The following is a 22,583-nucleotide window of genomic DNA, read 5'->3' on the forward strand; positions in this document are numbered from 1 at the left end:
GTAGAAGAGGGCTTGGTGGGCGGCTCCGCCTACGATGTCCACGGCGAGCCGCTGCCCGCTGAAACCCTGGAAAAAGCCAAAGCCGCCAGTGCCATTCTGCTGGGGGCGGTGGGTGGCCCTAAGTGGGATAAACTCGAAGACCTCTCCAAGCGCCCTGAAAAAGGCCTGTTAGGGCTGCGTAAAAATCTCGGCCTGTTCGGTAACCTGCGCCCGGCCATGCTCTACCCGCAGTTGGCTAGCGCTTCCAGCCTGAAGCCTGAACTGGTGGCTGGCCTGGATATCATGATCGTGCGTGAACTCACCGGCGGCATCTACTTTGGCCAGCCGCGCGGTATCGAAGAGCGTAACGGTGAGCGCGTTGGTTTTAACACCTACATCTATTCTGAAAGCGAAATTGAGCGCATTGGCCGCGTCGCCTTTGAGATGGCCCAGAAGCGGGGCAAAAAGCTCTGCTCAGTAGATAAAGCCAATGTGCTGGAAGTCACTATTCTGTGGCGTGAAGTGATGGAGCGCCTAGCGCCGGAGTACCCGGACGTCGAGCTGTCTCACATGTACGTGGATAACGCTGCGATGCAGTTGGTGCGCGCACCGAAGCAGTTCGATGTGGTGGTGACCGGCAATATGTTTGGCGACATTCTCTCTGATGCCGCCGCCATGCTGACCGGCTCTATCGGTATGCTGCCATCGGCCTCACTCAACGAGAGCGGGCAGGGCATGTACGAGCCTTGCCACGGCAGCGCGCCGGATATCGCGGGCCAAAACATTGCTAACCCGCTGGCCATGATGCTATCCGTGGCGATGATGCTGCGCTATTCGCTTAATGAAACAGCGATGGCCGAGCGCATTGAAGCCGCCGTGGGTAGCGTTCTAGATGAAGGCCTGCGCACTGCTGATATCGCTTCTGAAGGCACGCGACGTGTCTCGACAGTTGAGATGGGCGATGCGGTACTTGCCGCATTTGCGCGCGCTGAGTAACAAAGAAAGCTTGCTAACTAATTGATTCATTTCAATGCTTGTTTGAGCAGCACACGTCGGCTGCCCTGAGGGGTGGCCGACGTCGTGTCTGATATTTGTGTATAATATAGGTCTCATTCTTAGTTGGAGGACTTCACATGTTGAAAGTCGGTTTCGTGGGATGGCGTGGCATGGTTGGCTCGGTGCTGATGCAGCGCATGCAGGAAGATGGTGATTTTAACGGCATTGAGCCGATCTTTTTCACCACTTCTCAAGTCGGCCAGCCTGGTCCCGACATCGGCGTGGACGTGCCTCCGCTGAAAGATGCGTTTGCACTAGACGATCTAAAAGCCCTGGATGTCATCGTGACCTGCCAAGGTGGCGACTACACCAAGAAAGTCTACGGCGACCTGCGTAACGACGGCTGGAAAGGCTACTGGATTGATGCCGCCAGTACGCTGCGTATGGAAGATGACGCCACTATCGTCCTCGATCCGGTGAACCGTAAGGTTATCGACGCCCAGCTCGCCAATGGAGCTAAAACCTTCGTTGGTGGCAACTGTACCGTTAGCTTGATGCTGATGGGCTTAGGCGGCCTGTTTGAAGCCGATATGGTCGAGTGGATGACCTCCATGACCTACCAAGCGGCGTCTGGCTCCGGTGCCAAGCACATGCGTGAACTGCTGAACCAGATGGGCCAGCTGCGCGACAGCGTTTCCAGCGAGCTGGCCGACCCGGCAAGCGCGATTCTGGACATCGACCGCAAAGTGACGGCAGCCATGCGCAGCGGTGATTTCCCCACTGACAACTTCGCTGCGCCGTTGGCAGGCAGCCTTTTGCCGTGGATCGACACCAAGCTCGATAACGGCCAGAGCCGTGAAGAGTGGAAGGGTAGTGTCGAGACCAACAAGATTCTGGGTCTTGAGAACAACCCGATTCCCATTGATGGCCTCTGCGTACGTATCGGTGCTATGCGCTCTCACAGCCAGGCGTTCACCATCAAGCTGAAGCAAGATGTGCCGCTGGATGAGATTGAAGAGCGTATTGCCAAGCATAACGAGTGGGTTAAGCTAATCCCCAACGATAAAGATGCCACCATTGCGGGCCTAACGCCTGCAGCTGCCACTGGCACGCTGCAAGTGCCGGTAGGCCGCCTGCGTAAGCTGAAAATGGGCGGTGAATACCTCTCTGCCTTCAGCGTTGGCGACCAACTGCTGTGGGGTGCTGCTGAGCCGCTCAAGCGCATGCTGAAAATTCTGCGTGAGCAGTAAGCGGTCGCGAAACACCGGCGTTTAATCGCTAGCTAAAAGTGGGAAGCTGTTCGCAGCTTCCCATTTTTTTTGCCGTGACTTATGTTTCTAATCTGTGACTTCATGCAAATGTATGCGTTGAACATAACGGCATGATAAATACGCTATGATAAGAACGAACTAACTTATCTCGTCGCAACAGAATGCAGGTGTTGCATCGTGGCAGTGAATCGCAGGCAGTAGGGGCCCTACATGAAAAAGAAGCTGGCATGGTGGTTGTGGTTGCCACTGAGCGCTGTTAGCCCGTTGGCTTTAGCGGTTGGGCTTGGGCAAGCCACCGTGAATTCTCCGCTGCAATCGCCGCTAGATGCCACCGTGCCGCTGGTCGATGCCGCCGGTGTGGCGCTAGACGATGTACGCGTGGAAATAGCAAATGAAGCTGCCTTTAACGCGCTGGGCTTAGAGTGGACGCCGCTGGTCGCCAGCGTGCGCGCTGAATTACAGCATATGCCCGGTGGCCCACAGTTGGTGCTGCGTTCTGAGCAAGCGGTGAGCGAGCCATGGTTGGATCTCTTGGTCACCATCACTACGCCTGAAGGGCGGCGTACGGAAGCGATTATGCTGCTGTTTGACCCGCCCAACTATGCGGCCAGTGTTGATGCTACGGTGGCCGAGGCATCTTCAGTGGCTCAGCCTGTGCCATCACAATCTCTGCCTGCGGCTCCGGCTGCCCCTGCCCAAACACCTGAGCGTAATATTGCTTACATTGCCAGTGGCGATACGCTATGGGGCGTTGCTGAACGTATTAAGCCCGCTGATGTAAGCGTTCAGCAAATGATGATGGCCCTGGTGGAGGGTAATCCTGCTGCTTTCCCTACGGGCAATGTCGATGATATACGAGCAGGGCAAACCTTGCGTGTGCCTAGCCGTGAACAGCTAATGGCATTGTCCCCAGCGCAGGCCGCCCAGGCGGTTCAGGCAATGCGGCGGCCTTCCCCTCGCTCGGCATCAGCGCCAGAAACAGAGTCAGAAGAGCAGGCTGAAAGCACAACAGTTGCTGAGCCATTAGCGCAGCCCGATGCGCGCGGCAGTGATGCTGCACCTAGCGAGCCCCAGTCAACGGAAGATGCACAGGAAACAGTCGTGCAAGAGGGTGAGCTAGCCGGGCTGACGCTTAGAGACCTCGCTGAGCAGCTTCAGGAAAGCCAGGCCATGCTGCAAATGGTGCTGGAAGAGCGCGAGCAAATGCGTGCTGAAATGGCTGCGCTGCGCCAGGAAGTGGCATCATTGACCGAGGCGCTCAATGCCTCTCAGCGGGAGACCCAGCGGGCGCTAGCGGCTGCCGAGTCGCGAGCTGCCAATGCCACAATACCTGCCAGTGCCGCTGTGAACACTTCTTCCACCCCTAGTTTGATAGAACGTCTAGAAGCATATCAATGGCCGCTGGCCAGTGTTGCTTTGGCGCTGCTGTTGGGTGCGCTGATTTGGTCGCGAAAACGACGTGAACGCCAGTGGGAGGAGGTGGCATCCCCTGCACCCCAGCGATCTGAGCCAAGCGCTGCCGCTTCGCCAAAGGAGAGAGAGGCCGTCCAGCCTGCCGCTGCTGCCTTTACTACAGCGAGTGTTATGGATATGGCTGCTGACGAATCTCAGCAGACGCCGCCCGTTGCGGGCTCCCACGATAAAGAGGAGGGGAGTCGCCGTGATGCTTTTGAGTATCCAGCAGAGGAGCCGCTGGCGGATAGCCATGATGAACCACTAAGCAGTGAGTCATTTAGTCTCGTCGATGAAGCGCCTACAGCCCAGCAGTCTGTTGATCACGAAGGCGATACGCTTTGGGAAACGCAGGATGAAGAAGACAAGGCTGACACGGAAGGCGCTTCTTCCATGCATGAAGAAGATGAAGCGGCCCTCAACGCCGCATTTTTAGAGACGCCTGAGCCGGTGGAGGATGCTTCTTACCGTGAGCATGCCGCCCAAGAAGCTGAAGTGCCACCGGCGACCGTCGCAGAGGAAAAGGACGATAGCGCGCATTACATTGATTACCACCCACCCTCTTTAACCAATGACTTCGGCAGTGCGGATGAGCCTGTATGGGGTGAGAGAGCGTCGGAGAATGCTAAGGCGTCGCCATCTTACCCGCGCCGAGAGCCGGAAGAAGAATGGGAGATTGAAGAGGTGGCATTCGAGCCGCGACGTCGGGATAATAGCTAACCTTCAAAATCCTCTAAATGACGTGGCTCGATGACGCTGTTCTACCACTTTGATGAGACACAACCGCTGGCTGGCCGTTTGGCGATGGGCGTTGAGTACGATGGCTCACGCTTTTGCGGCTTCCAGCGTTTAAAGCATGCGGCCTCTGTCCAGCAGGCCATCGAGGATGCGTTAGCCAAGGTGGCTGGCGCGCCGGTGCGTATCCATGCCAGTGGGCGCACAGATTCAGGCGTACACGCCACTCGCCAAGTGATTCACTTCGACCCTCCGGTTCAGCGCACCGAAAAGGCCTGGATCTTTGGCGCGAATACCAATCTACCCAGAGACGTGGCCGTGCGCTGGGTGAAGCCGGTTTCCGACGATTTTCACTCCCGCCTGGGGGCGCTGGGGCGCCGCTATCGCTATATTTTCTTGAACCAAATTAGCCGCCCGGTGTTAGAGCGCGCTAACGTGACCTGGTGCCGTGACCCACTGGATGCCGATGCCATGCACCGTGCTGCCCAGGCGTTGGTTGGCGAGCATGACTTCAGTAGTTTTCGCGCCGCCGGTTGTCAGTCGAAAACCCCCTGGCGGCAAATGCACTTTGTGGAAGTGAAGCGTCACGGCCCGCTGGTGGTCATCGATATTCAAGGCAACGCCTTTTTGCACCACATGATTCGCAATATTGCGGGAGCCTTGGCAAGCGTTGGGCGTGGCGTGCAGGACGAAGGGCATATTGAGCGCCTGCTGGCGCTGAAAAACCGCCGTAAAGGGGATGTGACCGCGCCTGCCTGCGGCCTGCATTTTGTCGACTCCATCTACGATGAGCGTTTCGAGCTACCCAAAGAGCCGCTAGGCCCGAATCTACTCGCCTTTACTGGGGAGTGGACCGGAGAGCGCGTATTGCCGGAAAGCCCTCGGGTGGCCGCAAGGCGACGGCTGACGTTCTCCAAGCAAGCGAAACCCGAGCAGCAGGAGACTTCCTCATGAGCCAGCTGATGGCACGCACGCGTATCAAATTTTGTGGACTCACTCGCCCGGAAGATATCGCCAAAGCGGTGGCATTGGGTGTCGATGCGCTAGGTTTTGTGATGTGGCCGAAAAGTAGCCGCAGCATTACCCCTGAGGCCCTGCGGATACTTGCCGCACAGGTGCCTGCGTTTGTGACCCGCGTGGGGCTATTTGTGAACCAGCCTGCCGAGCTGATTGAGCAGTGTCTGCCGCATTTAGATCTTATTCAGTTCCACGGCGATGAGTCGGCGGCGTTTTGCCAACAGTTTGGGCGACCCTGGATTAAAGCGCTGCGCATGCGCGATGACATCGACCTGCACGAGGCGGCAAAAGAGTACGCAGCGGCGCAAGCGCTGCTGTTAGATGCCTACCGTCCGGGCGTGCCGGGTGGAACTGGCGAGACCTTTGATTGGTCTAGAATCCCCGCAACCTTGGAAAAACCTGTTATCCTCGCGGGTGGGCTAACAGCCAATAATATTGCCGCCGCGGTGACTCAGGTAGCGCCGTATGCGGTTGATGTTTCAGGCGGTATTGAGGCATCCCCCGGTGTTAAAGAGGCCGAGTTAATGGCCGCTTTTGTTCGTCATGTGGCGCAGGCCAATACGCATTAAGCGTTACCACCTGCGTGCACTCAGAATTACGATGCGTGGCTCACCGCGAACGTGGGCGCGCTAGACGTTTGTTCATTCATTTTTGCCTTTTCTGGCGATCTTGTGAGGTATGCCTGTGACTGTCTCAGCAACTGAAACCAAGTTCAGCGACCTGACCCGAATGCCGGATGCCCGTGGTCATTTTGGCCCCTACGGCGGCCGGTTTGTGTCAGAAACCTTAAGCTTTGCCCTGGAAGAGTTGGAGCAGATTTATCTGAGTTTGCGTGATGATCCGGATTTTCAGGCCGAGTTTGATCGTGACCTGGCTCACTACGTGGGCCGTCCATCTCCGCTTTATCATGCAAAGCGCTGGTCGGAGTCGTTAGGCGGCGCGCAAATCTGGCTGAAGCGGGAAGACCTCAACCACACGGGCGCTCATAAGGTTAATAACACTATTGGTCAGGCGCTGTTGGCGAAAAAGACCGGCAAGCCGCGCGTGATTGCTGAAACCGGTGCTGGCCAGCACGGCGTTGCCACAGCCACTGTAGCCGCCCGCTTGGGCCTTGAGTGCGATGTCTATATGGGGGCTGCCGATGTGCAGCGCCAGAAGCTCAACGTTTACCGCATGCGTCTGCTGGGTGCCCGTGTTATCCCGGTGGAGTCTGGCACCCGTACACTTAAAGACGCCATGAACGAAGCCCTGCGCGATTGGGTAACGAACGTGGATAATACCTTCTATATCATCGGTACCGTGGCGGGCCCGCACCCATATCCGCAGCTGGTGCGTGATTTTAATGCCGTGGTGGGCCGCGAAGCCCGTCGCCAGTCACTAGAGCAAGTCGGCCGTTTACCCGATGCGCTGGTCGCCTGCGTGGGCGGTGGCTCCAACGCACTGGGGCTTTTCTACCCGTTTGTAGAAGATGACGCAGTGGCCATGTACGGCGTGGAAGCCGGTGGCGATGGGGTAGAGACAGGCCGCCATGCAGCGCCGCTTTCGTCTAATGCACCGCGCGGTGTGCTGCACGGCAACCGAACTTACCTGATGTCGGATGAGGCGGGGCAGGTGTCGGATACGCACTCTATTTCTGCAGGCCTAGATTATCCCGGCGTTGGCCCCGAACACGCGCTGTGGAAAGACGTGGGCCGGGTTAACTATGTAGCCGCGAACGATAAAGAGGTGCTGGAAGCTTTCCGTGAGCTGACCCACATGGAGGGCATTATGCCCGCCTTGGAGTCTGCCCATGCGTTGGCCCATGCCAAGGTGCTGGCTCCTACCATGCGCCCGGATCAGCATATTGTGGTGAACCTCTCGGGTCGTGGTGATAAAGACATCATGACCGTTGCGAAAATCGACGGCATCGAGTTTTAAGGGCTAGCATGAATCGTATTGACCAGCGTTTTTCAGAGTTAAAGCAGCAGGGGCGTAAAGCCCTGATCCCTTACATCACCGCAGGCGACCCGGCACCGCAGTATACCGTTGGCTTTATGCATGCCTTGGTAGACGCGGGCGCTGATGTGATTGAGCTTGGCGTGCCGTTTTCAGATCCCATGGCCGATGGCCCGGTGATCCAGAAAGCCTGTGAGCGGGCGCTGAAGCAGGGCACTCGCTTGGTGGACCTGCTGGAAATGGTGGCCGAGTTTCGCCAAACCGACACCACGACGCCCATCGTCTTGATGGGCTATCTCAACCCTATCGAGCGCATCGGCTATGAGGTGTTTGCCGATAAAGCCGCGAGTGTTGGGGTGGATGGCGTGCTGGTAGTTGATATGCCACCAGAAGAAGCCGATGAGTTCGGCCCGCTGCTGAAAGCGCGTGGCTTGGCAGCGATTTTCCTCGTTGCGCCTACCACTTCCCATGCCCGTGCCGCTACAATATGCGCCCACGGTGAGGGCTACCTTTACTATGTTTCGCTAAAAGGTGTCACCGGTGCGGCAACGTTGAACGCTGAAGACGTTGCCGAGCACCTTGCGCCACTGCGTGATATGACCGATTTACCGCTTTGCGTTGGTTTTGGTATTCGCGATGGTGTGACGGCTGCCGAAGTGGCAAAAGTTGCCGACGGCGTGATTGTGGGCAGTGCACTGGTTAACCGTATTGCCGATAGCGTCGATGCGCCTGAAACGATCGCCGGGCAGTTAAAAAGCGTGCTGGCAGAAATGCGCACCGCGATGGACGCCTAAGCGCGTTCCCTCATCGTCTACACTGAATTGATTGACGACACTCATCAGGCTTGGCGCTGCCAAGCCTTGACGTACACGGAAGCCTTTTTGATATGAGCTGGTTAGACAAGATCGTGCCCTCCATGGGGCGTATCCAGCGTAAAGACCGTCGCGCCAGCGTGCCCGATGGTCTCTGGCGTAAATGTCCCAAGTGTGAAGCCGTTCTCTACCTGCCTGAATTAGAGAAACATCACAGCGTATGCCCCAAGTGTGAGCATCATTTACGCTTAACGGCGCGCAAACGCTTGGACTGGTTCCTGGATAAGCAGGGGCGCGAAGAGATCGCGGCAGAGATTGAGCCGAATGATCGCCTCAAATTCCGCGACTCCAAGAAGTACAAAGACCGCCTGACCGCAGCGCAAAAAGAGACTGGCGAGAAAGACGCGCTGGTGGCGATGCGCGGCGAGCTGGATGGCCTGCCGATCGTTGCTGTGGCGTTTGAGTTCACCTTTATGGGTGGTTCCATGGGCGCTGTGGTGGGTGAGAAATTTGTACGTGCCGCCACCATCGCTCTGGAAGAGGGCATTCCGTTGGTCTGCTTTGCTGCCTCGGGTGGCGCGCGTATGCAGGAAGCGCTGTTCTCGCTGATGCAGATGGCGAAAACCTCAGCGGCCCTTGAGAAACTCAAGCAGGCGGGCGTGCCCTATATTTCGGTGCTGACTGACCCCGTGTTTGGTGGTGTTTCGGCTTCCTTGGCGATGTTGGGCGACCTAAATATTGCCGAGCCCAACGCGCTAATTGGTTTTGCTGGTCCCCGTGTTATTGAGCAAACCGTGCGTGAAACGCTGCCGGAAGGCTTCCAGCGCAGTGAGTTCCTGCTAGAGCACGGCACGGTGGACATGATTGTTCACCGCCACGATATGCGTGCCCGCGTGGGTGGCGTGCTGCGTAAGCTGACACATCAAAGCGCTAACCCGGCTGAAGGTGATCTGCCTGAAGCTGAGGTGGTTGAGCCGGTGGCCAATGAAGAGCAGCTAGCGGAAGCGGCAGAGACATCTGCTCAAGCGGATTCTCGTCACGCGACGAGCGATGACGCTTCACGCAATGCCTAACACCTTAGCCGAATGGCTTCATCACCTTGAAACCCTGCATCCCGTAGGGATCGATATGGGGCTGGAGCGTGTTTCTCTGGTGGCCAAGCGTATGGGGTTGCTAGAGCGCCCCATCGCGAAACAGGTCATCACGGTAGCAGGTACCAATGGCAAGGGCTCTACCCTTGCCATGATAGATGCTATCGCCCGCGCTCATGGGTTGCGGGCGGGTACTTATACCTCTCCGCACCTGCTGCGTTACAACGAACGCGTGACGGTGGATGGCCGGGAAGCCAGCGACCAGCGTTTGGTGGAAGGCTTTCAGCAGGTAGAAAACGCCCGCTTGCAAGAGCCTTCAATTAGCCTCACGTATTTCGAAGCTGGCACGCTGTGTGCGCTGTGGTGCTTGGCTAATGCCACATTGGATATTGCGATTCTGGAAGTGGGGCTGGGCGGCCGTTTAGACGCGGTGAATATTATTGACGCGGATGTGGCTATCGTGACCACGATTGCGCTTGATCACGCGAATTTTCTAGGCAACGATCTTGAACAGATCGGGCGAGAAAAGGCGGGTATTTTTCGCCCGCTAAAACCCGCTGTGCTAGGTAGCCAGTCGCTTCCGCCAAGCGTGTTGGAATCAGCAATAGCGATAGCAGCCCATAGCTACGCACTAGGCACCGCCTTCAGTCATAGCGCTGGTGAGACGGTAGGCAACCCCTGGTGCTGGCATGGCCTTACTGCCGATGGCAGTACGCTTTCTCTGGATGGTTTACCAGACCCTGGATTGCCAATTGATAATGCCGCCACGGCGCTTCAAGCGCTGGCCTTAGCAGGTGTCACTTTGCAGTTAAACACGGTGCGCAAAGCGCTGCGTACGGTAACGCTCTCCGGGCGAATGCAGTGGGTAGGGCAGTGGTGTTTGGACGTAGGGCATAACCCTCATGCGGCACAGTACGTGGCCCGCCGTTTGCCAGCACCACCAAAAGGGGGTCGTCAGTGGGCGTTGATTGGTATGCTTAACGACAAAGATGCCGACGGTGTGATTCAGGCGCTTTCGCCAAGTATCACGGACTGGGTGTGCGTTACCCTTGAAGGTGAGCGTGGCCGTTCTGCAGACGAGTTAGCCAAACGTATTACGTCGCTGGGCGGACACGTGTATTATTGCGCCGACTCCCCCGCAGCGGGGGCTGCCAAGCTTGCCAAGCAGCTAGCCCCAGAGGACCGCGTGCTGGCCACCGGCTCATTCTTCACGGTAGCTGAGTTACTGGCCATGCCACTGCCGCAAGCAACGCCGCGGGCACGCTAAGCTTGATGGAGAGGGATATGAAATACGGTAAAACGGAACGCATTAGTGGCATCGTGATACTGCTGGCGCTACTGGCCATCGTTGTCCCTTGGTTGATGAGCGACCCCGCACCTCGGGAAGAGCGCCCTCAGCCCACCTTTGTGATCGAACAGCCTGTGGATGTGGAGCGTCAAGATGTGCCCGTGCCTGACATGCCTGACACCATTGATACACCTGCACCGTCGTCACCTGTCCTTACCGATGAAGCGCTGGATGAGCCGATAGAGGAAATACCTCGGGCGCCACAAACAGATCAAGTAGCGAGCTCTAGTTCTGATGAAGGTTCATCGTCGCTAACCGCTGCTGCCGAGCCTAGCCAACAAGCGCCTTCGCAGCCCAGCCGTGAACCGGATTCTCCGCCGCAAGAAGACCCCATTGCCGCGCTGGTCGCAGCGAATGAGAGCCGCAATAGCAGTGCCTCCGTAGCACCCTCTGCTCAGCAGCAGGGCGAGTGGGCAGTCCAGGTGGGCAGTTTTGGTGATACCGCCAACGCCCAGCGTATTAGCGACCAGCTAAGCGGTGAAGGTTTTAGCGTGTTTCAGCGCGCCCGTGATAACAATCTGACTACTGTATTAGTAGGCCCTTACGCCACGTCTGAGGATGGTGAGGCAGCGATGGCGCTTATCAAACAGCGTATTAATGTGCAGGGTCTGCTTGTTCGAGTAAGAGATTAACGATGGCATTGACCTGGATTGATGCGCTGTTTTTAGCCGTTCTTGGGCTTTCGATGCTGGCGGGCTTTGTGCGCGGTTTCGTGCGCGAGTCGCTTGGCTTAGCTGCTTGGGTCGTTGCGTTAATGGTCGCACGTGTTTTGGCGGAGCCCGTTGCAGAGTTAATGAGCGGCTTTATTGAGAGCTTTGATGCACGCTTAGTGCTGGCATTTGCTCTGGTGATTTTTGCCGTCATTCTGTTATGTGGCATTGTTATTCGCGTGGTGCATGCGGCCGTTGAATGGGTTGGCATGGGGTTGTTGAATCGATTTGCAGGTGCTGCCTTTGGGATAGCCCGCGGGGCGGTGATTCTGCTAGTGGCTACTGTGTTGATTACCCTAACGCCGCTGGCTGAGCTCCAGGCTTGGCAGCAAGCATCGTTACGGCCAACCTTTATTGAGCTTCGCGATTGGGCGGTCAGCCAGCTAGACCAGTGGGAGCGGGAGCTGCCGACACCGCCTGAGTCGCTGCGCGATATTTCGCTACCTGAACTGCGTCGCCCACAGCCGACGCTACCCTCCAGCAGCGCCCCTGAGGTTGAGTAACGGGAGCTGCCAGAAAATTCTCCGCTGGTGCTGCTTCCAGCGCCAGTGCTTGTCAGTTTGATGAACGTACGGGCTTGCGTCAGTAAGCCATGGTATTAAAGCGAGGTAACTGGAATGTGCGGTATAGTGGGCCTTCTGGCCAAGCAGGCAGTAAATCAGGGAATCTACGATGCCCTGACCGTACTTCAGCATCGGGGCCAAGACGCTGCCGGAATGATGACTTGGAATGAGGGACGCTTCCTACTGCGCAAGAGTAACGGATTAGTTCGTGACGTCTTCCATACTCGCCACATGGCACGCCTGAAAGGCAACCTGGGCATTGGTCACGTTCGCTATCCGACAGCAGGCTCCTCCAGCGAGGCAGAATCACAGCCTTTCTACGTTAACTCTCCTTACGGCATTGCCCTGGCTCATAACGGTAACCTGACCAACTCAGAGCAGTTGAAACAGGAGCTGTTCTCCACTGATCTTCGCCATATCAATACCAGCTCTGACTCGGAAGTGCTGTTGAATGTGTTCGCCCATGAATTGGGCAAGCAGGGGCTGCATTTAGAAGCTGAGGATATTTTCGATGCGGTTCGTAGAGTGCACCGGCGCTGCAAAGGCGGCTACGCGGCGGTCGCGATTATTAACGGGTTTGGTATGGTGGCCTTCCGTGACCCTCACGGCATTCGTCCGGTGGTGTTTGGTACCCGTCAGGATGCTGATGGCCAAGAGGTGATGATTGCTTCTGAGTCGGTGGCGCTGGACGTGGGGGGCTTCGAGCTGGAACGCGACCTTGGCCCCGGCGAAGCGATTTTTGTTGATATGCAGGGGCAAGTACACACCCAGGTATGTGCAGATCGCCCACAGCTACGCTCGTGCATTTTTGAGCATGTTTATCTGGCGCGTCCTGACTCTATCCTGGACGGTGCTTACGTTTACGGCACGCGGATGCAGATGGGTCGTAAGCTGGGTGATCGCATCTTGAGCGAGTGGCCGGATCACGATATCGATGTGGTTATTCCGATTCCCGATACCTCGCGTACTTCCGCTCTAGAGATGGCTCAGCATCTCGGCGTGACCTACCGCGAAGGCTTTATGAAGAACCGCTACATTGGCCGTACCTTTATTATGCCGGGTCAAACCCAACGTAAAAAATCGGTACGCCAAAAGCTGAACGCCATTGATGTGGAGTTCAAAGGCAAGAATGTACTGCTAGTGGATGACTCCATCGTACGGGGTACCACCTGCAAACAGATTATTCAGATGGCGCGAGATGCCGGTGCGCGTAAGGTTTACTTTGCCTCTGCCGCGCCGCCCGTTCGCTACCCCAACGTTTATGGGATTGATATGCCAGCGGCGTCTGAGCTGATCGCCCATGGTCGTACTGAAGAGGAAGTTGGGCAGCTGATCGGTGCCGACCGCATCTTCTATCAGGATCTGGAAGATCTAAAAGACGCCTGCCGCGAAGTAAATCCTGACATGGAAGCCTTCGACTGTTCAGTGTTTGACGGTAACTACGTCACTGGCGACATTGACGATGCGTATTTGGCCGTCTTGGAAGCCAGCCGTAACGATTCAGCAAAAGATCAGAGCGCGGGTGACCACGCGCTGGTCGATATGCATAATCAAGACGACGATCTGGACGATTAAGTGTCACGCTGCCTGCGGTGCCCAAGTGGCCCGCAGGAGAAATGTGTATGTGGTGCAATAATTAGCATTTTGAAATCGCGTTTGGAATAAGGGGCTCTGCCATGCACGAAGATAGCCATCAGGATGAGTGGTCGCTTGAGACGCTCGCTATTCGCGCGGGCCACCACCGCACGTTTGAGCAGGAGCACTCGGAACCCATTTTTCCCACATCAAGCTTTGTGTACGAGAGTGCTGCCGAGGCGGCACGCAAGTTTGGTGGTAAAGAGCCAGGCAATGTTTACTCGCGCTTTACGAACCCTACCGTACATACTTTCGAGCGCCGTCTAGCGGCGCTTGAAGGTGGTGAACGCTGCGTGGCGACTAGCTCTGGCATGTCAGCCATTCTCTCAACGGCGCTGGCACTGCTTTCGGCAGGCGATGAGATTGTGGCGTCTCGTTCGCTATTTGGCTCCACGGTCAGCCTGTTTGATAAGTATCTGGGCAAGTTCGGTATCACAACGCGCTATGTGGAGCTTTCCAACTTGGCCGCGTGGGAAGAGGCGATCAGCCCTAAGACTAAGCTGCTGTTTGCTGAAACGCCTTCAAACCCGCTTTCCGAAGTGGCGGATATCCCTGCGCTGGCGGCGCTCGCCAAGCGTAGCGGTGCACTGCTCGCCATTGATAACTGCTTTTTGACCCCCGCACTGCAAAAGCCTATCGCGCTAGGTGCGGACTTGGTCATTCACTCTGCCACGAAATATCTGGATGGTCAGGGACGCGCAGTAGGCGGAGCCGTGGTAGGCAAGCATGACGTGCTGGAAGAAGTTTTTGGTGTCGTGCGCACCTGTGGACCTTGCATGAGCCCGTTTAATGCGTGGATTTTCACCAAAGGCTTGGAAACCCTCTCACTGCGTATGAAAGCGCACTGTGAAAACGCACTGGCACTGGCGCTCTGGCTAGATCAGCACCCGGCCGTCAACCGCGTCTACTACAGCGGGCTGGAAGCACATCCTCAACATGTGTTAGCGAAACAGCAGCAGCAGGGCTTTGGTGCGGTGCTCGGTTTTGAGGTGAAAGGTGGGCAAGAGGGCGCTTGGCAGGTCATTGATGCCACGCGCATGCTTTCCATTACCGGGAACTTAGGTGATGTAAAAACCACTATTACTCATCCGGCAACCACCACGCATGGCCGTCTCTCGGACGCACAGAAAGCGGCGGCAGGCATTTCGCCGGGCTTGGTTCGTGTGGCCGTTGGGCTTGAAAGCCAGGAAGATATTCAACGTGACTTGGCACGAGGCCTAGATGTACTAGCTGCCCAGTAAGTAGCATTGGTTTAAGCTAAATAAAAAACCCACCGAGAGGTGGGTTTTTTGTCATCTAAGAAGCTAAGCGTTTTCTGCGTTGGACAGCAGCGCTTACCTGTCTTAGGAGGCGTTGCGGTGCGGCAGGTCAGACTGCGCAATCTGGTCATTGTTGCTGTTTGAGTGATGCGCTTCAGAGCTAGGCTCGATAACGGTGTTTTTAGCAGCATCACCGTTCACACGCGTCAGATCAGCGGGCGTCAGGTTTAAGCTTTCTGTGCTGTGGTTCACAGAAGAGCTGGCATGAACGATTTCATTGAGCTCAGCAGAGCCTTGTTCGGCTAGAGCCGCTGTAGAGGTCAATGTTAGGGCGATAGCGGAAATAAGGGTCAATTTTTTCATGGGTCATACTCTCTATAAATAGTGGATTCGTTTAAAAGCGTTGTGATGTGTCGTGTCAGAACGTGCGCTAATAATAAGCGCGCTAAACAAATAGTAAAATTGATTAAAATTGCTGGGTTTGTTCGATTTTTTAAACTTTCGTCTAAGATGCTAGGCTTGGGACATGTCGTGGAGAATTTGTGAAGAAGCATCAGAATCATTAGCGACATAACCAATGGTTTTTACGAACGATGTATTCTGCTTTTTTCAGCAGAGTTTTTGCCGGTGAAACGGTATGCTCATTACGAAACGAGCGGGCAGACCCTTGCGGGCAGTTTTATACGGGGAATCAAGGATGTTGCGGAACACACGCAGCGGTTGGGGTGTCATTAGTATTCTTTTTCACTGGCTCAGTGCCCTGACGATCATTGGGTTGTTTATTTTGGGCTGGTGGATGACCGGTTTGGGTTATTACGATCCTTGGTATAACCAAGGCCCCTGGGCTCATCGCTCGATAGGTATTTTGTTACTACTGGCGACCGTAGGCCGCTTAATATGGCGTTTTGCACAGCCCACGCCTGCGGGAGAAGGCAGCCGCTTAGAGCAAGCTGCTGCTCACCTGGGCCATATAGCGCTTTATGTACTATTACTGCTTGTGTTGACCAGTGGCTATTTGATTTCCACAGCGAATGGCCGCGGTATTAGCGTGTTTGGATGGTTTGAGATTCCTGCGGTGCTGCACGATCTGCCGAATCAGGCAAGCCTTGCGGGGGAGGTTCATTGGTATAGCGCGATTGCGCTAATGCTGTTGGCGGGTGGTCATGCCCTGGCAGCGTTAGTACATCACTACCGGTATCGTCATACAACGCTGAGTCGGATGGTAAACCCCCGCTATAGCCGAACCAGCCTCTGATTGCTGGGTGACAATTTTTGAACGCTGTCGGGTAAGGTAGAGGCAACGCCGACAGTGCCCATAAAGGAAAGAAAGGAGATGGAAATAATGATGAAGAAAAGCGTAATGGCAGTGGCCGTAGCGGCAGCGGCGATGGTTCCTTTGAGCCAAGCACAGGCAGCGGACTACCAGATTGATACGGAAGGCCAGCACGCCTTCGTTCAATTCAAAATTAACCACCTGGGCTTCTCCTACATCCTGGGCAGCTTTGAAGAGTTCGACGGCCAGTTCTCTTACGATGCTGACGATCTGGACGCTTCTTCTGTCGAAATGGAAGTTCAAATTGATAGTCTGACCAGTAATCATGCTGAGCGTGACCGTCACATCTTGAGTGGTGACTTCCTGAATGCCAGCGAATTCCCCACGGCGACGTTTACTTCTACCGGTTTTGAATCTACCGGCGACAATGAAGGCGTTGTGACCGGTGAGCTAACGCTGCATGGTCAGACTCAAGAGATCGAAATGCCGGTAACGCTGATGGGGGAAGGTGAAGATCCCTGGGGCAATTACCGTGCAGGTTTTGAAGGCAGCACGATGCTTACCCTCGGCGATTTCGGTATTAACATGAGCGATTTCCCGGAAGTTATGCACGAAGTTGAGCTGTACGTGACGTTTGAAGGTATTCGCCAGTAAGCGATACGGTTTAAAAACGCCGCCACCCTAACGGGTGGTGGCGTTTTTTGCGTTTAGTATTCCTACATTTATGACGCTAAGGAGTCAGTTTTTGGCAGCTGTCATGCAACAACGCGAGTTGGCGATAACCCTATGGCGGCAAACGTGGCCGATGGCCATTGGCGTACTGGCGCTATTGGGTTTTCAGCTTGTGGACAGTGCGTTTATCGCACGTTTAGGCACTGCGCCGCTGGCGGCTCAGTCGTTTACCTTTCCTCTGTCGTTTTTGATCATTGGTATACAGGTGGGAATGGGCATTGCCATCGCCGCGCTGATTTCCAGAGCATTAGGAGCAGGAGAGCAGGCGAGGGCCAAGCGGCTCTCCAGTCTGGTGCTGATTGCTGGTGGGGCGGTGATTGCCGTACTGGCAGTGGCGTTATGGCTGCTTCAGGTGCCGCTCTTTCAGCTGCTGGGGGCGGACGAAACGGCGCTGACGTATATTCGTGCCTACTGGGGGCCTCAGCTATTTTCTGCCTGGTTAGGGGCGCTGCTTTACTTTATGTATAGCGTTTTTCGTGCTCACGGTGATACACGCATGCCCGGCAAGATGATGGTGCTCAGTAGCCTGATCAACCTAGCGCTCGATCCGCTGTTTATTTTTGGTGTAGGTGGCTGGGAAGGTTGGGGGCTTCCGGGGGCAGCGTGGGCGACTGCCGTGGCGTTTTCCGTTGGGCTGTTGCTAACAGGGGCTAAATTGCGGCGCTGTCAGTGGGCGACTATGGATGATATTGGGCAAGAAGCTGTGCGCTCATGGCGGCCTTTTACAGGCATTGCCGCTCCCGCGATGGTCAGCCAGTTAATGCCGCCGCTGGCGGCAATGCTTGCCATTGCCGCAGTGGCGGGCTTAGGCGACACCCAAGTAGCGGCGTGGGGGTTAGCGAGTCGCCTTGAGACGCTATCGCTGATGGTGATTCTTGCCATGACCATGTCACTACCCCCTTGGCTGGGGCGCTGTTATGGCGCGGGGGATTGGGGGCAAATTCAGCAGCTTATGCGCCTAGCATTAAAAGTGGCCGTGATTTGGCAGCTAAGCCTTGGCGTGCTGCTGGCGTTAGCGTCGCCGTGGGTGGCCATGGCCTTGGCGGGCAATCCAGAGGTGCAGAGTGAACTTGCTCTGCTGATTCGCTTTATGCTGCCAAGCTACGCAGCACTTGGTGTCTGTATGCTGGTCGTATCGGCGGGTAATGCGCTGGGGTGGCCGCTTAGGGCAATGCTGCTTTCCAGTGCGCGGCTGTTTATCTGCTACTTGCCCTGTTTATGGCTAGGGGCAGAGCTATTTGGCTGGACGGGCCTCGCTGCTGGTGCAGCTATCGGCAACCTACTGGCCGGGCTAACGGCGTGGGTCTTGCTGAAGCGTATCCTCTCCCGCCCGCATCGGCAGGCGGGAGCGTCAGGCTAGCTTAGCGTTTATGGGGGGCTTCTTGGAACGAGAAGTACGTAAACAGCAGGGCCATGGCTAAGTAGCCCATCACAAATTCCGGCGCGGCGTTAAAAGCGAGTTTGGGCGCATGCATTAAGCCGACAAACGAGAAGCCTGCGGCTATCACAGCAAACGCGGCTGCTCGTCGGAATTGGTGATCAATCACAGACACTGTCATGGCACCCAAGAAAATGGCCATAAACATAGCGCCTTGCCCCATCACCACAATTGCGCTGGAGATATCGCTCACAACTTCGCCTGCACCCCGGTTAAAGCGCGTCATTACATAGTTGGCAAAGTAGGGCAGCATTGCCAGGGCAATGGCGGGGTAGTAGCGGGTATCGTTAGCTTGGAACGCCGTGGCAATCATCGACATGCCCACAAATACCAGAATGGGGGCAACGACGGAGACCGGAATAATGGCGGCCAGGGCGGCAATCAGCCCAAACATGGTGGCCAGTGCATAGACGGCACCGTTGAGCAGGCTGTAACCGCGACCCGCGCCCATCCATTTCGCGCCCACCGTAGCGATATAAACCGTCGTTGGGAATACGCCACCAAATAGCGCGCCGATCATGGTGCCTACTCCGTCTACCGCTTGGCATTCACGCACGTCGTATTTGTCCCCTGCGGCTTCCATTGCCTCGACATTGTTCATAGTTTCGATGGCGTTATAGAGAGTAATCGGTAGCACGACGGTGAGCACGGCCAGCATACCGGTAAACAGCAGGCCTAGCCCTTCAAACCAGGCGAGGTTAGGTAGCAGCGGGTAAAAGCCCAAATGAGTGAAGGCATCGCTGAATCGCTCGCTACCCGCATCGCCAATCAGATAGGCCATGGCGGTGCCAACGACAATGGCAAACAGTGAGGTGGGCAGCTTGAAGGGCATGCTAACCCGGGCAACCAAACCGACAATAATAATACCCAGTACCAACAAGCCGATGACGGGCATTTCCAGCGTTTTGAACAGCATTTCACCGGCAATAAACGTCAGCGCTACGCCCGCGACTGCCCCCAACATGGCGGCACGGGGGAGGTGATATTGCACCCAGCGGCCAATCACGCTAATCACGGCTTCAATAGCACCGCTGATAAAGCAGGCGGCCACGGCTACTTTCCAGGCCAGTTCCGCGTCTCCAGTCAGCTGTTTGGCAGGGAGTAATACGCCGAAGAGGAAAACAAACATCACCGGGGTAGAGATGCCGTAAGAGAGTGCGGTGACGTCGCTACGGTTCTCTTTGCGAGCAAGTCTTGCGGCACTCCAAGCGTAATAAAAATTGCCTACCATCACCGCAACTGCGGCGCCGGGGAGCACTTGGCCGTAAACAATTGAGGTGGGGAACCCCATGCCTAACATCGTAATCGCGATGATAACGAAGTTGGCAATATTGTTTTGAAAGAGCGCGAAGAAGGCGTCGGTATCTTCTTTTTTGTACCACGGGTAGTGAGTGTTGGCAGCCGCCATGTTAGGCCTCTTGGTTATCGTGTGTTGTATACAAGGCAGCGCTGAGTGTGCCGAAGATTTGACTAATCGGTCAAGCGTTGCTTTGCAACGAGCGCCGCACGGGCGCCCCAGGCTCTGGCGGCGAACGCGCAATTGTACACAACATTTGCCAAGGGGTTGATAATCTTATGGCTTTTCGAAATAGCCAGTTGTTACCAACAAAAACGCCCAGGCGCTTGGCCTGGGCGTGGATAGCGTATGCTGTTGGTTAGTCGTTAACCGCAGCAATGGCTTTGGCGAGGTAGGGCAGATTTTCATGGGAGAAGCCTGCTACGTTCGCGCGGCCAGAGCGCACCATATAGATGCCGAACTCGTCGCGCAGACGATCTACCTGTTCCGGCGTGAGGCCGGTGTAAGAGAACATGCCGCGCTGCTCGGCAACGCAAGCGTACTTCTCATCCAGGCCGTAAGGCTTCAGGGCTTCGACGAAGTCACGACGCAGCGTGTTGATCCGGTCACGCATTTCGGTCAGCTCTTCGCGCCACATGGCAGAAAGCTCTGCATCATGCAAAATCTCGCTGACAATCGCACCGCCGTGGGCTGGCGGGTTAGAGTAGTTTTCACGGGCCACAATAGCCACCTGGGAGCGAACGTTCTCCATCTGCTCGGCGTCTTTAGCGACCAGAATCAAGCAGCCCGTGCGCTCACAGTAAATACCAAAGTTCTTGGAGCAGGAACTGGTGATGATCACTTCATCCAGGTTCTTAGCTAGCAGGCGAACGCCATAGGCGTCTTCATCAAGGCCTTCACCGAAACCTTGGTAAGCGAAGTCGACGAGTGGCAACAACTGGCGCTCTTTCAGTACCGCCAGCACTTCTTGCCATTGCTGCTGAGAAAGATCAAAACCGGTCGGGTTGTGGCAGCAGGCATGCAATACCACTACATCGCCTTCGGGGATCTTTTTCAGCGCGGCCAACATACCATCAAAATCTAAACGGTTGTCGGCATCTACATAGGGGTACTTATGCAGTTCAATGCCTGCAGCGGTGAAAATACCGTGGTGGTTCGGCCAAGTGGGGTCGCTGACCCAAATGCCTTTACCTGGCAGTTGGCTGGCAATAAAGTCGGCTGCCAGACGTAAGGCACCGGTGCCGCCAGGGGACTGGGTAGCGCTGGCGCGGTTGGCTTTTAGCACTGCAGAGTCAGCGCCTAATACCATCGGCAGAACGACATCGCCATAAGCGGGTGCACCGTGGGAGCCAATGTAGGTTTTGGTGGTTTCATTCTTGAGCAGGCGAGCTTCTGCTTCCTTGACGGCGCGCATGACCGGCGTGTTGCCAGCGGCGTCGCGGTATACACCAACACCAAGGTCCACTTTCTGCGGGTTGGTATCTTTTTTGAAAGCTTCGATCAGCCCGAGAATGGCATCTCCAGGGACTCGCTCAATTTGCTCAAACATTTATTCGGCTACCTCGTCGGTTCTGGCGGCAAGAATGAAGTCATTAAGATGCAGGCCGTTTATTTTATGGGACCACCACGTCACCGTGGTTTTGCCCCATTCGGTCACCAATACTGGGTGATGGCCAGCCTGCTCTGCGACATCACCAACACGCTGGCTAAACGCTAGCGCATCAGCAAAATTACGAAACGTAAATTGTCTCGTCAGCTTCATGATGCCATCGTGCTCGATAATCTGCCACTCTGGAAGCGCCTTAAGATGCGCTTGGCATACGTCATAAGAGAGCGGTATAGCGCTACCACTGCAGGGTTCGCACTGCGACTGAGCAAGAGATGTCATGGTGTTAGCCTCCAAGGTTGACTCATCTATCAGGGTAGAAGGCAGACACAATCACGACCAACATCCTTTGCACTATATAACGCTCGATCGGCCCGTTCGATCAGGCTCACCAGTGGCTCTCCGCAACGATATTCAGCCACACCAATGCTGAGTGTGATGTTACCCTGGCCAATGCCAAAATCGTAGTCTGCAATGGTGTGGCGTAAACGGTCGGCAAGCTTATGGCATTGCTGCAGCGAGGTAAGCGGCAGCACTACCATAAACTCTTCACCCCCTAGCCTTGCCACCATATCTTCACAGCGAAGCAGTGACTGCGTCACATCGGCTAGCTGTGCCAGAACGCTATCACCTTGTAGATGACCCCAGCGGTCGTTGAGCCGTTTGAAGTGGTCGATATCGATCATCATGATCGAAAGCGGCGTACCGTGGCGTGTGCTCAGCGATGTGAGGTGGGTTAATTGCCCCATCAGTTTGCGCCGATTAGGTAGGCCGGTCAGCGGGTCGGTATCGCTTAGTTTGCGCAAGCGAAGCTCTTCCAGCACTTGGTCAGTAATATCCAGCATAATGCCGTTCCAGCGTACCCCCGACTCCATTGGCTCGGGGTTAGCGCTAACGGCGATCCAGTGCGGTTTTGCTTTAGGAAAGGGCAGCCTGAAACGCGTATTTAACGGCAGCATCCAGCGCGCGGAGCGCTCAATGGCTGACATCACCTTAGGGTGATCATTACCTGTCAACTGTTCGATTAGTTGGCTTGCATTGGTCGCTAGCTGCTGTCTGTCAACATAAGCAAGCGCCATGCCGCCGCCCTCTAGGTAAGGGAAGTGCATATGGCCGCTATGGGAGCGATAGAATTGAAAAAGCACCCCAGGGATATGTGGAACTAAGGTATCAGCACTTTGAGGAATGGCTACAGGAGGTACAGGTGCATCATTCACGGGCATGCGTGAATCTCCAATTTTATGCCTGTTGTAATTTAGCCGTGAAGATTAGCGGTAAAATCGTAAACAATATGTAAGCTTTTGCTGACAATTCATCTTTTTTTAATATTTTTTGGTAATTAAAAATTGCTTATCTATTCCATTTTTGTTGTTTTGCCGTAAAAATGACAAAAGTTGGGGCGGATTATGCTTTTTATTCTTTTTTGAAATATTA

Annotated in this window: 21 protein-coding genes; 16 read left to right on the forward strand and 5 right to left on the reverse strand. The window is 55.5% G+C overall.

The window, feature by feature from the left end:
• The 13 genes from leuB to BIS10_RS06480 all read left to right on the forward strand — a co-directional run.
• On the forward strand, positions 1-975 hold a 975-nt coding region (leuB, locus tag BIS10_RS06420; protein WP_253503572.1), incomplete at its 5' end, for a 3-isopropylmalate dehydrogenase.
• 137 nt (positions 976-1,112) lie between these two features.
• Positions 1,113-2,225, forward strand: a complete 1,113-nt coding sequence (asd, locus tag BIS10_RS06425) for an aspartate-semialdehyde dehydrogenase (protein WP_253503575.1) — start codon at positions 1,113-1,115, stop codon at positions 2,223-2,225.
• Positions 2,226-2,456: 231 nt separating this feature from the next.
• A complete protein-coding gene (locus BIS10_RS06430) occupies positions 2,457-4,418 on the forward strand; it encodes a FimV/HubP family polar landmark protein (protein WP_253503579.1) in 1,962 nt (653 codons plus the stop codon).
• 30 nt (positions 4,419-4,448) lie between these two features.
• Positions 4,449-5,387, forward strand: a complete 939-nt coding sequence (gene truA / locus BIS10_RS06435) for a tRNA pseudouridine(38-40) synthase TruA (protein WP_062360413.1) — start codon at positions 4,449-4,451, stop codon at positions 5,385-5,387.
• Positions 5,384-6,019, forward strand: coding sequence for a phosphoribosylanthranilate isomerase (locus tag BIS10_RS06440; protein WP_083026427.1), 636 nt, complete (start codon positions 5,384-5,386; stop codon positions 6,017-6,019). Before truA ends, BIS10_RS06440 begins: the two co-directional genes overlap by 4 nt.
• Positions 6,020-6,128: 109 nt before the next feature.
• A complete protein-coding gene (gene trpB / locus BIS10_RS06445; RefSeq protein WP_253503582.1) occupies positions 6,129-7,367 on the forward strand; it encodes a tryptophan synthase subunit beta in 1,239 nt (412 codons plus the stop codon).
• A gap of 8 nt (positions 7,368-7,375) precedes the next feature.
• The gene (gene trpA / locus BIS10_RS06450; protein WP_054640833.1) at positions 7,376-8,179 is read left to right on the forward strand and encodes a tryptophan synthase subunit alpha; all 804 of its coding nucleotides are present in this window, start codon (positions 7,376-7,378) and stop codon (positions 8,177-8,179) included.
• Between the two features lie 92 nt (positions 8,180-8,271).
• Positions 8,272-9,270, forward strand: coding sequence for an acetyl-CoA carboxylase, carboxyltransferase subunit beta (gene accD, locus BIS10_RS06455; protein WP_044628331.1), 999 nt, complete (start codon positions 8,272-8,274; stop codon positions 9,268-9,270).
• Entirely contained in the window at positions 9,248-10,555 is a 1,308-nt protein-coding gene (folC, locus tag BIS10_RS06460) for a bifunctional tetrahydrofolate synthase/dihydrofolate synthase (RefSeq protein ID WP_253503585.1), read from the forward strand. Before accD ends, folC begins: the two co-directional genes overlap by 23 nt.
• A 17-nt stretch (positions 10,556-10,572) precedes the next feature.
• Positions 10,573-11,268 (forward strand): SPOR domain-containing protein, encoded by a 696-nt coding sequence (locus BIS10_RS06465; RefSeq protein WP_083026429.1) that lies wholly within the window; start codon positions 10,573-10,575, stop codon positions 11,266-11,268.
• Between the two features lie 2 nt (positions 11,269-11,270).
• Complete coding sequence (locus tag BIS10_RS06470; RefSeq protein WP_044628328.1) at positions 11,271-11,849, forward strand: CvpA family protein; 579 nt, start codon at positions 11,271-11,273, stop codon at positions 11,847-11,849.
• Between the two features lie 114 nt (positions 11,850-11,963).
• Entirely contained in the window at positions 11,964-13,484 is a 1,521-nt protein-coding gene (gene purF, locus BIS10_RS06475; RefSeq protein WP_253503589.1) for an amidophosphoribosyltransferase, read from the forward strand.
• Positions 13,485-13,585: 101 nt separating this feature from the next.
• Positions 13,586-14,785 (forward strand): O-succinylhomoserine sulfhydrylase, encoded by a 1,200-nt coding sequence (locus BIS10_RS06480; RefSeq protein ID WP_228168389.1) that lies wholly within the window; start codon positions 13,586-13,588, stop codon positions 14,783-14,785.
• A gap of 102 nt (positions 14,786-14,887) precedes the next feature.
• Here the strand turns inward: BIS10_RS06480 and BIS10_RS06485 are convergent, their stop codons facing one another.
• The gene (locus BIS10_RS06485; protein WP_253503593.1) at positions 14,888-15,166 is read right to left on the reverse strand and encodes a hypothetical protein; all 279 of its coding nucleotides are present in this window, start codon (positions 15,164-15,166) and stop codon (positions 14,888-14,890) included.
• A 334-nt stretch (positions 15,167-15,500) separates the two neighbouring features.
• Between BIS10_RS06485 and BIS10_RS06490 the strand changes: the two genes are divergently transcribed.
• The 3 genes from BIS10_RS06490 (at position 15,501) to BIS10_RS06500 (ending at position 18,168) form a co-directional block, all read left to right on the forward strand.
• Entirely contained in the window at positions 15,501-16,058 is a 558-nt protein-coding gene (locus BIS10_RS06490) for a cytochrome b (protein WP_083026435.1), read from the forward strand.
• Between the two features lie 87 nt (positions 16,059-16,145).
• Positions 16,146-16,730, forward strand: a complete 585-nt coding sequence (locus BIS10_RS06495; protein ID WP_083026438.1) for a YceI family protein — start codon at positions 16,146-16,148, stop codon at positions 16,728-16,730.
• A gap of 103 nt (positions 16,731-16,833) precedes the next feature.
• The gene (locus BIS10_RS06500) at positions 16,834-18,168 is read left to right on the forward strand and encodes an MATE family efflux transporter (RefSeq protein ID WP_392567155.1); all 1,335 of its coding nucleotides are present in this window, start codon (positions 16,834-16,836) and stop codon (positions 18,166-18,168) included.
• 1 nt (position 18,169) lies between these two features.
• Here the strand turns inward: BIS10_RS06500 and BIS10_RS06505 are convergent, their stop codons facing one another.
• The 4 genes from BIS10_RS06505 to BIS10_RS06520 all read right to left on the reverse strand — a co-directional run bounded on the left by BIS10_RS06505 (position 18,170) and on the right by BIS10_RS06520 (position 22,372).
• Complete coding sequence (locus BIS10_RS06505) at positions 18,170-19,654, reverse strand: uracil permease (protein ID WP_083026442.1); 1,485 nt, start codon at positions 19,652-19,654, stop codon at positions 18,170-18,172.
• Between the two features lie 247 nt (positions 19,655-19,901).
• Positions 19,902-21,092 (reverse strand): amino acid aminotransferase, encoded by a 1,191-nt coding sequence (locus tag BIS10_RS06510; RefSeq protein ID WP_253503598.1) that lies wholly within the window; start codon positions 21,090-21,092, stop codon positions 19,902-19,904.
• Entirely contained in the window at positions 21,093-21,431 is a 339-nt protein-coding gene (locus BIS10_RS06515; protein ID WP_083026445.1) for a 4a-hydroxytetrahydrobiopterin dehydratase, read from the reverse strand.
• A 29-nt stretch (positions 21,432-21,460) separates the two neighbouring features.
• Positions 21,461-22,372 (reverse strand): GGDEF domain-containing protein, encoded by a 912-nt coding sequence (locus BIS10_RS06520; protein ID WP_253503601.1) that lies wholly within the window; start codon positions 22,370-22,372, stop codon positions 21,461-21,463.
• Between the last annotated feature and the right edge of the window lie 211 nt (positions 22,373-22,583).

The sequence above is a fragment of the Halomonas sp. 707B3 genome (assembly GCF_024158645.1).
Classification (GTDB): domain Bacteria; phylum Pseudomonadota; class Gammaproteobacteria; order Pseudomonadales; family Halomonadaceae; genus Vreelandella; species Vreelandella lionensis.